The sequence below is a fragment of the Geodermatophilus sp. SYSU D00705 genome, assembly GCF_054050135.1.
In genome coordinates this window covers 130830-144470 of the sequence record NZ_JBJGYT010000004.1, presented here as the reverse complement: position 1 = coordinate 144470, position 13641 = coordinate 130830, and the positions used below count along the sequence as shown (strand labels likewise).

The window sequence follows — 13641 nt, the reverse complement described above, 5'->3', positions numbered from 1 at the left end:
GACTAGCGTCGGTGCCGTGGCCTCGCCGACCGATCCCGCCTCGCCGAGCGACCCCACCCCGGATCCCGGGCCGCTGTCCTGGGGGCCGGCGACCGGGGTCGGCTCGCTGCCCGGCACCGACCCCGCCGAGGCGCTGCGCACGGTGACCGGTGAGCTCCCCGACTTCCCGCACCTGCCCGAGCTGCCCGGCCGCGGCGCCGGCGCGGACCTGGTCGGCCGCGGCGCCGCGCTGCTGGTGGAGATCGCCGTGGAGCTGACGCCGGCCGGCTGGCGGCTGGTCCCGCGCCCCGGCGTCGACCAGCGCCGGGCGGAGGAGTTCCTGGCCCGCGACCTGGACGCCCTGTACGACGTCGCCGAGGCCTACGAGGGGCCGTTCAAGCTGCAGGTGGCCGGTCCGTGGACGCTCGCCGCGGGGCTGGAGCGCACCCGCGGGGACCGCGCCGTCGTCGACCCCGGCGCCCGCCGCGACCTCGGGCAGTCGCTGGCCGAGGGGGTGACGCAGCACGTCGCCGCGGTCACCGCCCGGGTGCCCGGCGCGCGGGTCGTGGTGCAGCTCGACGAGCCCTTGGTGCCCGCCGTCCTGCAGGGGGCGCTGCCCACGGTCAGCGGCTTCGGCCGGCTGCCGGCGGTCGAGGCGGCCGTCGTCGAGCAGGAGCTCGCCGCCGTCATCGGCGCGCTGGACGTGCCCGTGGTCGTGCACTGCTGCGCCGACCGCGCGCCGCTGGAGCTGTTCCGGGCCGCCGGCGCCGACGCGGTCTCCTTCGACCTCGGTCTGGTCCAGGACCTCGACGCCATCGGCACCGCGGTCGAGGCCGGCACCCACCTCCTGCCCGGCGTCGTCCCCGGTACCGACGCGACGCTGCCCGCGCCGAGGGCGACCGCCTCCCGGCTGCAGGCGTGGTGGCGGGAGCTGGGCTTCCCGGTGGAGGGGCTGCACACCGCGGTCACGCTGACGCCGGCCTGCGGGCTGGCCGGGGCGACCCCCGGCTACGCGCGGTCGGTGATGACCCACGTGCGCGAGGCAGCCCGGTACCTGCTGCCAGAGTGACGCACACGGCCGGGTGAGCGCCGGTTCGCTGTCGGACCGGGCGGATACCGTTCGGTCGTGACCACCGAAGCCGAGCCGCTGGACGAGCCGCTGGTCGACGCGCCCGAGGTGGCTGCGGCCACCGACCGGGAGGACCTCACCGAGGTCCCCGACGAGGCGCGCACCCGCCACCGGGACCTCTCCGAGGAGCTCGACCGGTACGCCTTCGCCTACTACGTGCAGGACGCGCCGCTGGTCAGCGACGCCCGGTACGACGAGCTGATGGGGGAGCTCAAGGCCATCGAGGCCGGGCACCCGGCGCTGGTCACCCCCGACTCGCCCAGCCAGAAGGTCAACGGCGGCTTCACCGCGACCTTCGCCCCGGTCCAGCACCGGGAGCGGATGCAGAGCCTGGACAACGCGTTCAGCAGCGACGAGCTCTCCGCCTGGGCCGGGCGCATCGAGCGCGAGGTCGGCGACGCGGCGGCCTACCTGTGCGAGCTCAAGGTCGACGGCGTCGCGGTGGCGCTGCTGTACGAGCGCGGCCGGCTGGTCCGGGCGGCGACCCGCGGCGACGGCGTCACGGGCGAGGACGTCACGGCCAACGTCCGCACCATGGACGACGTCCCGCAGCAGCTCACCGGCGACGACGTGCCCGAGCTGCTGGAGGTCCGCGGCGAGATCTACTTCCCGGTCGCCGCGTTCGCCGACGTCAACGCGGGCATGGTCGAGGCCGGCAAGGCGCCGTTCGCCAACCCGCGCAACGCCGCCGCCGGCTCGCTGCGGCAGAAGGACCCGCGGGTCACCGCGTCCCGGCCGCTGCGGCTGGTCGTGCACGGCCTCGGCGCGCGCGAGGGGTTCACCCTCGAGCGCCAGTCGGCCGCCTACGACCGGCTGCGCGAGCTCGGCCTGCCGGTGAGCAACCGGTACGAGGTGGTCGACGACCTCGAGGGCGTGTGGGCCTACATCGAGCGGTACCGGGAGCAGCGGCACTCCGTCGAGCACGAGATCGACGGTGTCGTCGTCAAGGTCGACCAGGTCGCCCTGCAGCGGCGGCTCGGGTCCACCTCGCGCGCCCCGCGGTGGGCGATCGCGTTCAAGTACCCGCCGGAGGAGGCGACCACCAAGCTCCTCGACATCCGGGTCAACGTCGGGCGCACCGGGCGGGTCACCCCGTTCGCGTTCATGGAGCCGGTCAAGGTCGCCGGGTCGACGGTGCAGCTGGCCACGCTGCACAACGCCAGCGAGGTCAGGCGCAAGGGCGTGCTGATCGGCGACACCGTCGTCATCCGCAAGGCCGGCGACGTGATCCCCGAGGTGCTCGGCCCGGTGGCCGCCGCCCGCACCGGCGACGAGCGCGAGTTCGTCATGCCGACGCACTGCCCGGAGTGCGGCACCGAGCTGCGCCCGGAGAAGGAGGGGGACGCCGACATCCGCTGCCCCAACGCCCGGTCGTGCCCGGCGCAGCTGCGGGAGCGCGTGTTCCACGTCGCCGGCCGGGGTGCCTTCGACATCGAGGTGCTCGGGTACGAGGCGGCGATCGCGCTGCTGGAGAGCTGCCTCCTGCAGGACGAGGGCGACGTGTTCACCCTCGACGAGGAGGCGCTGTGCCGCACCGACTTCTTCACCAAGAAGGACGGCACCCTCTCGGCCAACGGCCGCAAGCTGCTGGCCAACCTGCAGACCCGCAAGGAGGTCCCGCTGTGGCGGGTGCTGGTCGCGCTGTCGATCCGGCACGTCGGCCCCACCGCGGCGCAGGCGCTGGCCCGCGACTTCCGTTCGCTGGACCGGATCGCGGAGGCCTCCGAGGAGGAGCTCGCGGCGGCCGACGGCGTGGGCCCCACCATCGCGCGGTCGGTGCGTGACTGGTTCGCCGTCGACTGGCACCGCGAGGTCGTCGAGAAGTGGCGGGCGGCCGGCGTCCGGATGGCCGACGAGGGCGAGGACGCCGGCCCCGGTCCGCTGACCGGGGTCACCGTCGTCGTCACCGGGTCGCTGCGCGACCTCAGCCGCGACCAGGCGATCGCGGCGATCCAGGAGCGCGGCGGCAAGGTGACCGGGTCGGTGAGCAAGAAGACCGGCTTCGTCGTCGTCGGTGCCGATCCCGGCAGCAAGTACGACAAGGCGGTGCAGGTCAAGGCGCCGATCCTGGACGACGACGGCTTCCGCGTGCTGCTGGAGGAGGGGCCCGAGGCGGCCCGCGCGGTGGCCACCACCGGCGACGGCAGCGAGCCGGCGGGGGAGGGCACCGATGCCTGAGCCGGTCGACGACGACCTCGCCGCGCTGGAGGAGCGGGGTTGGCAGGCGCTGTCGACCTCCCCGGAGCAGGCGCTGGCCTTCTACGACCGCGTGCTCGACGACGCCGTGGAGATGCTCCTGCCCGGCGGCATGCGGCTGGACGACCGCGCCACCGTGCTGGCCGCGATGGGCGGCCCGCCGTGGAGCTCGTACAGGCTCGAGGGCACGGTCGTCCGACGGCTGTCGCCCGACTCCGGACTGGTCACCTACGGGGTGGTCGCACGGCGGGAGGGCGTCCCGCCGTACTCCGCGCTGATCAGCAGCGTGTACGTCCGGCGGGACGGCGGCTGGAGGCTCGCGTTCCACCAGCAGACGCCACGCTGAGCGGCGTCAGAGCGGTGGCAGGTGGGCGACGCTGGCGGCGATCCCGGTCAGGTGCACCAGCCGCAGCAGCTCCGAGCGGCGGTAGGCCGGGCCGCCCGAGCGGCCCAGCACCACCGCCGTCCGCGGGCTGCCGAAGGGGGTCGCCATCATCTCGATGGCCATCTCCCGCCAGCGCGCGGGCAACCAGTCGTCCTCGCTCGGCAGCAGCCGGGGCGTGGGCAGCGGCAGCCACGGCAGTGGCATGCCCTCGAAGCTGGGGGCCGCGTCGGAGGCGGCGAGCACCTCGCACGGGCCTCCCTCGTCCTCACCGTGCAGCACGGCCGCCCAGCCGCTGTGGAAGACGCGGGGCAGCTCGGCCGCGAGCAGCTTGACCGCGAGGGTGGAGGGGGGATCGGTCGCCGCCCGGGCCAGCGACTCCAGCAGCTCCAACTCGCGGTGCGTGTCCAGCGGCCCGGCGAACGGCCGCAGCGACTCCACCTCGACGCCCTCCACCGCCTGCGCAGCGGTGATCAGGCTGTCGGGGAGGCGGCCGGGGGGCAGGTCCACCACGATGTCGTCGACCGCGACCCCGCCGCCGCGCTCCAGCACGTCGACCGAGACGATGTCGATCCCGGCCGTGCCGAGCGCGGTGGCCACGGCGCCGAGGATGCCGGGGCGGTCGGGGACGACCAGCCGCAGGAGATAGGACACGGGTCCCTCCGGTTCGAGGTACGGGCCGATCTCCGTCGATCGCGGGCGACCAGCTTCCCCCATCGACCCGTCGGCGGTCGAGACACCCCCGGGCGCGCCGCCGGCCGACGTCGCCGCCGGACGGTGCCGGAGGCGGCCCACGTACAGTGGCGGGGTTGGTTCCCTGGTCGCGAGCGGCCTCGGAAGGCACCACCGAAGTGGAGTCCCCACCGCAGTGAGCACCCCCTCCCCGCAGGAGTCCCTCGGGCGGCAGGACCTCGCGCACCTGGCGCGACTGGCCCGGCTGGCCCTCAGCGACGACGAGCTCGACCACTTCGCCGGGCAGCTGTCCGCGGTGCTCGACGCCGTGGCGCAGGTCGGCAAGGCCGACGTGGCCGACGTCCCGCCCATGACCCACGCGGTGCCGCTGACCAACGTCACGCGCCCCGACGTCGTCACCCCGTGCCTGCCGCGGGACGTCGTCCTCGCCCAGGCCCCGGCCGCGGAGGACGACCGCTTCCGGGTGCCGCAGATCCTCGGGGAGGAGGAGTGAGCGCCCCGGTGGACAGCGACCTCACCGCCCTCGACGCCACGGAGCTCGGCCGCCGGCTCGCCGCGGGTGAGCTCAGCTCGGTGGAGCTGACCGGCGCCTACCTCGACCGGATCGCCGCCGCCGACGGCGTACTGGGCGCCTACCTGCACGTCGACCCGGACGCCGCACTGGCCCGCGCCGGGGAGATCGACGCCGCCCGCGCCGCGGGGGAGGAGCTCGGCCCGCTGGCCGGCCTGCCCGTCGCGCTCAAGGACGTCTTCGTCACCGAGGGCGTGCCCACCACCAGCGGCTCGAAGATCCTCGAGGGCTGGCGGCCGCCGTACGACGCGACCGTCGCCGCGCGGCTCAAGGACGCCGGCACGGTGCTGCTCGGCAAGACCAACATGGACGAGTTCGCGATGGGCTCCTCCACGGAGAACTCCGCCTACCGGCCGACCCGCAACCCCTGGGACACCGACCGCATCCCGGGCGGCTCCTCGGGCGGCTCCTCCGCCGCGGTCGCCGGCGGCCTCGCCCCGTGGGCGCTGGGCACCGACACCGGCGGCTCGATCCGCCAGCCGGCCGCGGTGACCGGCCTGGTCGGGCACAAGCCCACCTACGGCGCGGTGTCGCGCTACGGCCTCATCGCCTTCTCCTCCAGCCTCGACCAGGCCGGCCCGATGGCGCGCACCGTGCTCGACGCAGCGCTGCTGCACGAGGCGATCGGCGGGCACGACCCGCGGGACTCCACGAGCATCGACGCGCCCGTCCCGGTGCTGGTGAAGGCCGCCACCGAGGGTGCCGGTGGCGAGCTGGCCGGGCTGCGGGTCGGCGTCGTCCGCGAGCTCGGCGGCGACGGGCACACCGACGGCTACGAGGCCGGCGTGCTGGCCCGGGTCCAGGAGACCGTGGCGCTGCTCGAGGGCATGGGCGCCGACGTCCGCGAGGTCTCCTGCCCGTCGTTCGACCTGGCCCTGCCGGCGTACTACCTCATCGCCCCCAGCGAGGCCTCGTCGAACCTGGCCCGCTTCGAGGGCATGCGGTTCGGCCTGCGGGTCGGCGACGACGGCGCCCACTCCCTCGACGAGGTCATGTCGCTGACGCGTGACCAGGGCTTCGGCGCGGAGGTCAAGCGCCGCATCATCCTGGGCACCTACGCGCTGTCGGCCGGCTACTACGACGCCTACTACGGGCAGGCGCAGAAGGTCCGCACGCTGATCACCCGCGACTTCACCGCCGCCTTCGACGACGTCGACGTGCTGGTCAGCCCGACGAGCCCGACCGTGGCGTGGCCCATCGGCGCCCGCGTCGACGACCCGCTGGCCATGTACGCCGCCGACCTGTGCACGCTGCCGGCCAGCCTCGCGGGGCTGCCGGCCATCTCGGTGCCCTGCGGGCTGTCCGACGGGCTGCCGGTCGGGTTCCAGGTCATGGCGCCGGCCCTGGCCGACGACCGCTGCTACCGGGTCGCCGCCGCCGTCGAGGCCGCCCTGGACGCCGCCCGCGGGCACCGGCTGCTCGACGAGCTGGCGCAGCGGACGACGACCGCGGGGGCCGAGGCGTGAACGGTCCCCTCAAGGCCGCCTGGGCCCTCACCGCGTTCGTCGTCCTCGTGGGCCTGATCGGCTGGATCGCGACCGGCGAGGCGTTCTTCGCCGTCTTCATCGTCCTGGGCCTGCTGACCGCGGTCGGTGCGTGGATGACCGGTCGCACCGGCCCGAAGGAGAACACCCCCTCATGACCGAGACCCTGGTGGACTACGACGAGGTCCTCACCCGCTACGAGCCGGTCATCGGCCTGGAGACCCACGTCGAGCTGGGCACCGCGTCGAAGATGTTCTGCGGCTGCGCCACCACCTTCGGCGCCGAGCCCAACACCCAGACCTGTCCCGTGTGCCTCGGCCTGCCCGGCTCGCTGCCGGTGGCCAACGCCGCCGCCATCGAGGCGACCATCCGCATCGGGCTGGCACTGGGCTGCCGGATCGCCGGCTGGTGCAGGTTCGCGCGGAAGAACTACTTCTACCCGGACATCCCCAAGGGCTTCCAGACCAGTCAGTACGACGAGCCGCTGTGCACCGCCGGGCACCTCGACGTCGAGGTCGACGGCGAGACCTACCGGGTCGAGATCGAACGGGTGCACCTCGAGGAGGACACCGGCAAGAACCTGCACGTCGGTGGCGCGACCGGGCGGATCCACGGTGCCGACTACTCGCTGGTCGACTTCAACCGCGCCGGCATCCCGCTGGTCGAGATCGTCACCCGGCCCATCCCCGGTGCCGGCGCCAAGGCCCCCGAGGTGGCCCGCGCGTACGTCACCGAGCTGCGCGACATCATCCAGACCCTCGGCGCCTCCGACGTCCGGATGGAGCAGGGCAGCCTGCGCTGCGACGTGAACACCTCGCTGGCGCCGATCGGCAGCCTGGAGTGGGGCACGCGCACCGAGACGAAGAACGTGAACTCGCTGCGGTCGGTGGAGCGCTCGGTGCGCTTCGAGATGCGCCGGCAGGCCGCCGTCCTCGACGCCGGCGGGCGGGTGCTGCAGGAGACCCGCCACTTCCACGAGGACACCGGCACCACCTCGGCCGGGCGGAGCAAGGAGGAGGCGACCGACTACCGGTACTTCCCCGAGCCCGACCTGGTCCCCGTCGCACCGGACGCGGAGTGGGTGGAGAAGCTCGCCGCCGAGCTGCCCGAGCTGCCGGCCGCCCGCCGCGCGCGGCTGCAGGAGGAGTGGGGGCTGTCGGCCACCGAGATGGGCTGGCTGACCGGCGCCGGTGCGCTGGGCCTGGTAGACGCCACCGTCGCCGCCGGTGCCACCCCGGCCGATGCCCGCAAGTGGTGGCTCGGCGAGCTGGCCCGCCGGGCCAACGACGCCGGCGTCGAGCTGTCGGAGCTGGCCATCACCCCCCGCCAGGTCGCGGAGCTGACGGGGCTGGTCTCCGCGGGCACCATCAACGACCAGCTGGCCCGGCAGGCGCTGGACGGCGTCCTGGCCGGCGAGGGCGACCCCGCGCAGGTGGTCGAGGCCCGCGGGCTGGCCGTCATGGGCGAGTCCGACGAGCTGGTCGCCGCGGTCGAGGCCGCGATCGCCGGCGCGCCGGACGTCGTCGCCAAGGTGCAGGGCGGCAAGGTGCAGGCCCTCGGCGCGCTGGTCGGCGCGGTCATGAAGGCCACCCGCGGCAAGGCGGACGCCGCCACCGTCAAGCGCATGCTCGAGGAGCGCGTCCTCCCCGGCTGACGCCGGAACGGCTCGGCGGCACGGGAACGGCGCCGGGCCGGGTCGTGGAGTGCCTCGGCAGCCGGGGACGGCACCCCACCGGGGTGGACCGGTCGCGGGGCCCGGAGGGTCTCCGACCGGGCCACGGGCAGCGGCTCCGCGTCCGCCGGGGACGGCAGGTGGCCGCGGTGCGGTCCGGAGGACCGCGGTGTCACGGTGTCGGCCGGTAGGCCGACGGTGTCAGAGCGTCACAGCGGGGAGTCGCCGGAGCCGCCGGGCGGGAGCACGCGGAGCACCCGGTCGTCCTGCTCGACGGGGGTGCCGATGCCGTCGCGGTTCGACGTGGTGATCCACAGCGCGCCGTCGGCGTCGAGGACGACGGTCCGCAGCCGGCCGTAGCGCTCGGCGAGGAAGTCGGTGGGCTGGTCGACGGGTGTGCCGCCGGCGTCCAGCTCGACCGCGTGCACCCGCCGGCCGTCGAGGGCGCCGAGGAAGACGGTGCGGCCGGACACCGCGCAGCCGCCCAGGCCGCCGTCGGGGCCGGGGATCTCCAGCACCGGCTCGCGGCTGTCCGGGCCGGGCTGCGGCCAGCCGGCGTCACCGCCCTCCGCGACCCGGTCGAACGCGTCGGGGCCGTCGACCGCGTCGTCGGTCGCGAACAGGCCCTCGGCGCCGTCGCTGCACAGGGCGGTGACGTTGCCGTGCCCGCTGCTGTACACCGGCCCGCCGCCGACCGGCTGCCCGAAGACGTCGACGTGCAGCACCTTGCCGCCCAGTGACGCCGGGTCCTGGGCCAGGGCGGCGTTGCCGGTGTCGCCGGTGCCCACGTAGAGGGTGCCGTCGGCGCCGAACAGCAGCCCGCCGCCGTTGCGGGTCTCGCCGCGGGGCAGGCCGGTGAGCACCGGGTTCGGCGTCCCGCCGAGGGGGAAGCGGACCACCCGGTTGTCGGTCGCGGTGGAGACGTAGGCGTAGAGCAGGCCGTCCTCGGCGAAGGTCGGCGACAGCGCCAGGCCCAGCAGGCCCCCGTCGCCCGCGGGGTCGATCCCGGTGACGGTCATGAGCTCCTGGGCGGGGGAGCGGTCGGGGAACACCTGGAACAGCCGGCCGCTGTCGCGCTCGCCGACGACCGCCGAGCCGTCGGGCAGCACCACCAGGCCGGTGGGCACGGTCAGGCCGGAGGCGACGACGTTCGGGTCGCCGCCCTGCTCGCCCGAGCCGGGGTCGGCCGGGTCGCCGGGGCCGCGTGGGGGTGTGGTCTCCGTGGGCGGGCCGACCTGCGGCGGCGGGTCCTCGGGCAGCGGGCGGAAGGGGCCCGCCGGCTCGTAACCGTCGCTCCCGCACCCGGCCAGGACGGCGGTCAGCAGCAGGGCACCGGCCAGCCGCCGTCCCCGCCTCCCGTGCCGCCGGCTCACCCCCAGCACAGTACGTGCGCCGGCTGGGCGTGGGCCTAGTGTCGGACCACGTGGCCCCCGAGATCACCGGTTCGTACGTCGTCGGCGAGGACGAGACGCTGCACGTGCTCGTCCCCTCCCGGGCGCTGGCCACCGCGGTCGAGGCGGTGTCCCCCCGCGTGCGCGCCCACCGGCTGGACCCGGGCGACGTGCCCAGCGGCGAGGCCGCCCAGGCTCAGGTGTGGGTGCCGCGCGGGGGCGGCGGAGCGGACCTGGAGCTCGCCGCGGCGCTGCCCCGCCTGCGGCTGGTGCAGCTGCTCAGCGCCGGCGCGGAGAAGTTCGTCGGCCGGCTGCCCGAGGGCGTCGCGCTGTGCAACGCGCGGGGCGCGCACACGCCGTCGACCGCGGAGTGGGTGGTGGCCGCGGTGCTGGCCGCCCAGCGCGGGCTGCCGCACTTCGTCCGCGAGCAGGACGCCGGCCGCTGGTCGCCCGCCGCGTTCGGCACCGTCGTCGGCGCACGGGTGCTCGTCGTCGGGGCGGGCGACATCGGGCGGGCCGTCGGGCGGATGCTCGCCGGCTTCGACGTCGAGCTGACCTACGTCGCCCGGACCGCGCGCGCCGGCGTCCACGGCACCGAGGAGCTGCCCCGGCTCCTGCCGCAGGCCGACGTCGTGGTGGTGATCGTGCCGGTCACGCCGGAGACCACCGGGCTGGTCGACGCGGACTTCCTCGCGGCGATGGCCGACGGCGCGCTGCTGGTGAACGCCGCGCGCGGGGTGGTCGTGGACACCGGCGCCCTGCTGGCCGCGCTGCGGTCCGGTCGGCTGCGGGCGGCGCTGGACGTCACCGACCCCGAGCCGCTGCCGGAGGGGCACCCGCTGTGGTCGGCGCCCGGGTTGCTGCTGACGCCGCACGTCGCCGGGAACGTGCCGGCGACCAACGAGCGTGCCGGCGTCGCCGTCGTCGACCAGATCGCCCGCGTGCTCGCCGGGGAACCGCTGGTCAACGTCGTCGACGCGTACTGAGGCGGGTCAGGCCGCCGGGTCGGGGGAGGGGATGCGCCCGCCGGAGAGGGCGGCCAGCCGCGGGAGGTCGCGGGTGCGCAGCACCGGCAGGCGCACCTCGGTGCCGCCGGTGGTGACCAGCCAGAGGTCGTTGCGGCGGCCCACCCGGATCCCGGCGAGCTCGGACCACGGCACCCGGCGCTGCCCGACCATCGAGCGCACGGTGACGGCGTCGTCGCTGACGTCGACACCGACGCGCAGCACCCAGGCGGCGACGAGGAGGGGCACGAGCAGGACGACGAGCGTCCAGGTCGCGGCGAAGGCCAGCGGGACGGCGCACACGAGGAGCAGGACGACCGGGAGCAACGCCGTCCGGCTCATCCGCATGCGGACGGGAGCAGCCACGTCTGCCGAGTGTCCCAGACCGGGTCAGCCGGTCATGGCGGCCAGCTTGGCGGCCGCGTCACTGCCCTCGGCCGCGGTGTAGACGACCAGCTGCAGCCCGGGGGCGTCGGCCGGGGTCAGCTGGTGGTGCTCCAGCAGCAGCGTCCCCACCTCCGGGTGCTCGAAGCGCCGTTCCCCGGAGCTGAACCGGTCGACGTCGTGGCTGGCCCACCCGGCGCGGAAGTGCGGGCTGGCCGCCTCCAGCCGCGCGACCAGGTCGACGACGTCGGGGTCGGCGAGGCGGGGGCCGACCTCGGCCCGGAACTGGGTGAGGAAGCGCCGGCTGTCGGTGGTCCAGTCGCCCAGCAGCGCGCGCACCGCGGGGTCGGTGAACACCAGCCACAGCAGGTTCCGGTCGGCGGCCGGCACGGCGGCCACCCCGGGGTAGAGCCGCTCGTAGGCGCGGTTCCAGCCGACGATCGACCAGCTCGCGGTGATCACGTAGGCGGGGGAGCTGCCCAGGGCGTCCACCAGCCGCTGCACGTGGGCCGGGATGCCGTGGGCTGCTGCCTCCGGCGCCGCGCCGCCGTGACCGGCCAGCCGCAGCACGTACTCGCGCTCGGCCGGGGACATGCGCAGCGTGCGGGCCAGCGCCTCGACCACCTGCCGGGACGCGCGGATGTCCCGGCCCTGCTCCAGCCACGTGTACCAGGTGTGGCTGACGCCGGACAGCAGCGCGACCTCCTCGCGGCGCAGCCCGGGGGTGCGCCGTGCGCCCCCGGCGGGCAGCCCGACCGCGCGGGGGTCGACCTGCCGACGGCGCGAGCGGAGGAAGTCGGCCAGCTCGCGGCGGGCGGACGGCGGCACGCGGTCTCCTGCGGCTCGGTGGTGGTGTCGGTACCAGTATCAATGGTGTCCTCGTCCACGTCGGTGCCGCGGCCTACGCTCGGCGGACGTGACGAGCGTCGAGGACCGCCCCACCACCACCGCAGACGTCAAGCCCCGCAGCCGCGAGGTGACCGACGGGATCACCAGGGCCCCTGCCCGCGCCATGCTCCGCGCGGTCGGCATGGGGGACGACGACTGGGACAAGCCGCAGATCGGCGTCGCGTCGTCGTGGAACGAGATCACCCCCTGCAACCTCTCCCTGGACCGGCTGGCCAAGCGGGCCAAGGAGGGCGTGCACGCGGCCGGCGGCTACCCGCTGGAGTTCGGCACGATCTCGGTCTCCGACGGCATCTCCATGGGCCACGAGGGCATGCGCGCCTCGCTGGTCTCGCGGGAGGTCATCGCCGACTCGGTGGAGACGGTCATGTTCGCCGAGCGGCTCGACGGCTCGGTGCTGCTGGCCGGCTGTGACAAGTCCCTGCCCGGGATGCTCATGGCCGCCGCGCGCCTCGACCTGGCCAGCGTCTTCCTGTACTCGGGGTCGACGCTGCCCGGGAAGCTCGGCGACCGCGACGACCTCACGATCATCGACGTGTTCGAGGGCGTCGGCGCCTGCGCCCGCGGGCTGATCACCCGCGAGGACCTCGACGCCATCGAGAAGGCCGCCTGCCCGGGCATGGGCTCCTGCGGCGGCATGTACACGGCCAACACCATGGCCAGCGTCGCCGAGGCGCTGGGCATGGCCCTGCCGGGCAGCGCCGCGCCGCCGGCCCCCGACAGCCGCCGCGACGCCTTCGCGGTCGCCTCGGGCGAGGCCGTGGTCAACCTGCTGCGCCAGGGCATCACGGCCCGCCAGATCATGACGAAGAAGGCGTTCGAGAACGCGATCACGGTGGTCATGGCGCTCGGCGGCTCCACCAACGCCGTCCTGCACCTGCTGGCGATCGCGCACGAGGCGCAGGTCGACCTGACCCTCGACGACTTCAACCGGATCGGCGACCGCACCCCGCACCTGGCCGACGTCAAGCCGTTCGGCCGGTTCGTGATGACCGACATCGACCGCGTCGGCGGCGTCCCCGTCGTGCTGCGCGCGCTGCTCGACGCCGGCCTGTTGCACGGCGACGTCCTCACCGTGACCGGGAAGACGATGGCCGAGAACCTCGCGGAGATCGCCCCGCCGGACCTCGACGGCACGATCGTCCACGCGATGGACAACCCGATCCACAAGACCGGCGGACTGACCATCCTGCGCGGCTCGCTGTCGCCGGAGGGCGCGGTCGTGAAGTCCGCGGGCTTCGACGCCGACGTCTTCGAGGGCACCGCACGCGTCTTCGACGGCGAGCAGGGCGCGATGGACGCCGTCACCGAGGGCACCCTCAAGGCCGGCGACGTCGTGGTCATCCGCTACGAGGGCCCCAAGGGCGGCCCCGGCATGCGGGAGATGCTCGCCGTGACCGGCGCCATCAAGGGCGCGGGCCTGGGCAAGGACGTCCTGCTGCTGACCGACGGCCGGTTCTCCGGCGGGACGACGGGGCTGTGCGTCGGCCACGTCGCGCCCGAGGCCACCGACGGCGGCCCGATCGCCCTCGTGCAGGACGGCGACCCGATCCGCCTGGACCTCGCCGCCCGGACCCTGGACCTGCTGGTGGACGCCGAGGAGCTGGACCGCCGCCGGCAGAGCTGGCAGCCGCTGCCGCCGCGCTACACCACCGGCGTCCTGGGCAAGTACGCCAAGCTCGTCGGCTCCGCCGCGCAGGGCGCCATCTGCGGGTGATCCCCGGCCGGTCTCCCCGGCCCTGACTGCGGGTCGGGGTCGGGGAGCGGCCCTCACCCCGAGGGGTGAGCACGTTCCCGCTCCGCTGCGGTGCGCGGCGCGAGGTGCCGACACCCCCGGTGTGGACAGGCTG

13 protein-coding genes are annotated in these 13641 nt (G+C 75.2%); 9 read left to right on the top strand and 4 right to left on the bottom strand.

Annotation, left to right across the window (positions count from 1 at the left end; all coding sequences use genetic code 11):
* Positions 1-16: 16 nt before the first annotated feature.
* Genes ACI78Q_RS04925 through ACI78Q_RS04915 form a run of 3 tightly spaced genes read left to right on the top strand, consistent with a single transcriptional unit; the run spans position 17 to position 3650 of the window.
* Positions 17-1048, top strand: a complete 1032-nt coding sequence (locus tag ACI78Q_RS04925; protein WP_456922200.1) for a methionine synthase — start codon at positions 17-19, stop codon at positions 1046-1048.
* Between the two features lie 57 nt (positions 1049-1105).
* The gene (gene ligA / locus ACI78Q_RS04920) at positions 1106-3286 is read left to right on the top strand and encodes an NAD-dependent DNA ligase LigA (protein ID WP_456922199.1); all 2181 of its coding nucleotides are present in this window, start codon (positions 1106-1108) and stop codon (positions 3284-3286) included.
* Positions 3279-3650 (top strand): DUF4440 domain-containing protein, encoded by a 372-nt coding sequence (locus ACI78Q_RS04915; RefSeq protein ID WP_456922198.1) that lies wholly within the window; start codon positions 3279-3281, stop codon positions 3648-3650. Before ligA ends, ACI78Q_RS04915 begins: the two co-directional genes overlap by 8 nt.
* Before the next feature lie 6 nt (positions 3651-3656).
* Here ACI78Q_RS04915 and ACI78Q_RS04910 read toward each other — a convergent pair whose 3' ends face one another.
* A complete protein-coding gene (locus ACI78Q_RS04910; RefSeq protein ID WP_456922197.1) occupies positions 3657-4340 on the bottom strand; it encodes an ACT domain-containing protein in 684 nt (227 codons plus the stop codon).
* Positions 4341-4554: 214 nt separating this feature from the next.
* Here ACI78Q_RS04910 and gatC point away from each other — a divergent pair, with 214 nt between their 5' ends.
* From gatC to gatB, 4 genes are read left to right on the top strand one after another with little or no spacing between them, the layout of a single operon-like run.
* Positions 4555-4872, top strand: a complete 318-nt coding sequence (gatC, locus tag ACI78Q_RS04905; protein ID WP_456922196.1) for an Asp-tRNA(Asn)/Glu-tRNA(Gln) amidotransferase subunit GatC — start codon at positions 4555-4557, stop codon at positions 4870-4872.
* The gene (gene gatA, locus ACI78Q_RS04900) at positions 4869-6416 is read left to right on the top strand and encodes an Asp-tRNA(Asn)/Glu-tRNA(Gln) amidotransferase subunit GatA (protein ID WP_456922195.1); all 1548 of its coding nucleotides are present in this window, start codon (positions 4869-4871) and stop codon (positions 6414-6416) included. Before gatC ends, gatA begins: the two co-directional genes overlap by 4 nt.
* Positions 6413-6592: a hypothetical protein gene (locus ACI78Q_RS04895; protein WP_456922194.1), complete on the top strand. Its 180-nt coding sequence runs from the start codon at positions 6413-6415 to the stop codon at positions 6590-6592. The genes gatA and ACI78Q_RS04895 overlap by 4 nt, the downstream gene beginning before the upstream one ends.
* Positions 6589-8088 carry an Asp-tRNA(Asn)/Glu-tRNA(Gln) amidotransferase subunit GatB gene (gene gatB / locus ACI78Q_RS04890; protein ID WP_456922193.1) on the top strand — a complete coding sequence of 500 codons (1500 nt, stop codon included), beginning with the start codon at positions 6589-6591 and terminating at the stop codon, positions 8086-8088. The genes ACI78Q_RS04895 and gatB overlap by 4 nt, the downstream gene beginning before the upstream one ends.
* Before the next feature lie 227 nt (positions 8089-8315).
* On the opposite strand, the gene ACI78Q_RS04885 is transcribed toward gatB, so the two are convergent.
* Positions 8316-9479, bottom strand: a complete 1164-nt coding sequence (locus ACI78Q_RS04885) for a PQQ-dependent sugar dehydrogenase (protein WP_456922192.1) — start codon at positions 9477-9479, stop codon at positions 8316-8318.
* Positions 9480-9529: 50 nt separating this feature from the next.
* Here ACI78Q_RS04885 and ACI78Q_RS04880 point away from each other — a divergent pair, with 50 nt between their 5' ends.
* A complete protein-coding gene (locus ACI78Q_RS04880) occupies positions 9530-10483 on the top strand; it encodes a 2-hydroxyacid dehydrogenase (protein ID WP_456922191.1) in 954 nt (317 codons plus the stop codon).
* Between the two features lie 6 nt (positions 10484-10489).
* Here the strand turns inward: ACI78Q_RS04880 and ACI78Q_RS04875 are convergent, their stop codons facing one another.
* Complete coding sequence (locus ACI78Q_RS04875; protein ID WP_456922190.1) at positions 10490-10867, bottom strand: PH domain-containing protein; 378 nt, start codon at positions 10865-10867, stop codon at positions 10490-10492.
* A gap of 24 nt (positions 10868-10891) precedes the next feature.
* A complete protein-coding gene (locus ACI78Q_RS04870; RefSeq protein WP_456922189.1) occupies positions 10892-11713 on the bottom strand; it encodes a helix-turn-helix transcriptional regulator in 822 nt (273 codons plus the stop codon).
* Positions 11714-11801: 88 nt separating this feature from the next.
* Between ACI78Q_RS04870 and ilvD the strand changes: the two genes are divergently transcribed.
* On the top strand, positions 11802-13508 hold the full coding sequence (gene ilvD, locus ACI78Q_RS04865) for a dihydroxy-acid dehydratase (RefSeq protein ID WP_456922188.1): 1707 nt from the start codon (positions 11802-11804) through the stop codon (positions 13506-13508).
* Positions 13509-13641: the final 133 nt, after the last annotated feature.

Bases quoted from the DNA above. Each gene is read 5' to 3' on its own strand.
- ACI78Q_RS04915 (WP_456922198.1), top strand. From the start codon at position 3,279: ATGCCTGAGCCGGTCGACGACGACCTCGCCGCGCTGGAGGAGCGGGGT.
- gatB (WP_456922193.1), top strand. From the start codon at position 6,589: ATGACCGAGACCCTGGTGGACTACGACGAGGTCCTCACCCGCTACGAG.